Raw genomic sequence first — 613 nt, 5'->3', positions numbered from 1 at the left:
GGGTTCGATCGTGACGATCCGCGATGGCGACACGACGCTGGGTTCGGCCACGACGGACGCGTCGGGCAAGTGGAGCTTCACGCCGGACTCGGCCCATGCGCTGACGGAAGGCAAGCATGCGCTGATTGCGCAGTCGAAGGACATATCCGGCGCGCAAAGCGCGCCGTCGCAGCCGTACGAGTTGAACATCGACTTGACGCCGCCGGGCAAGCCGTCGCTCGAGGAAGTCATCGACAACGCCGGCAACGAGACCGGGCCGCTGCATCCGCACGATACGACCGACGATGCGCAGCCGACGCTGCGAGGCACGGCCGAGCAGAACAGCATTGTCATGATCTATGACGTCGCGAACGGCACGAAGGTACTGCTGGGCAGCACGCGGGCGGATGCGGACGGCCAATGGTCGTTCCGGCCCGCTTCGTCGTTGCCGGAAGGGACGCACACGCTGTCGGTGATCGCGAAGGATGCCGCTGGCAATGAAAGCGCGTCGAGCGACGGCTTTGATTTCACGCTGCAGGTGGGCGGGGTGCCGAGCGCACCGTCGATCACGGGCGTGTTCGACGCGGTCGAGCCGCAGGTGGGCAATGTCGCGCCGAACGGCGAGACGAACGAC

At 66.2% G+C, this 613-nt stretch carries 1 protein-coding gene; it reads left to right on the top strand.

The window, feature by feature from the left end:
* Window positions 1-10: 10 nt before the first annotated feature.
* A partial coding sequence (locus tag HWX25_RS32780; RefSeq protein ID WP_244135335.1) for an Ig-like domain-containing protein occupies window positions 11-613 on the top strand: 603 nt, incomplete at its 3' end.

Source organism: Burkholderia sp. BCC1640, assembly GCF_902833125.1.
GTDB lineage: Bacteria > Pseudomonadota > Gammaproteobacteria > Burkholderiales > Burkholderiaceae > Burkholderia > Burkholderia diffusa.
This window is presented reverse-complemented; position numbering and strand designations above follow the sequence as displayed.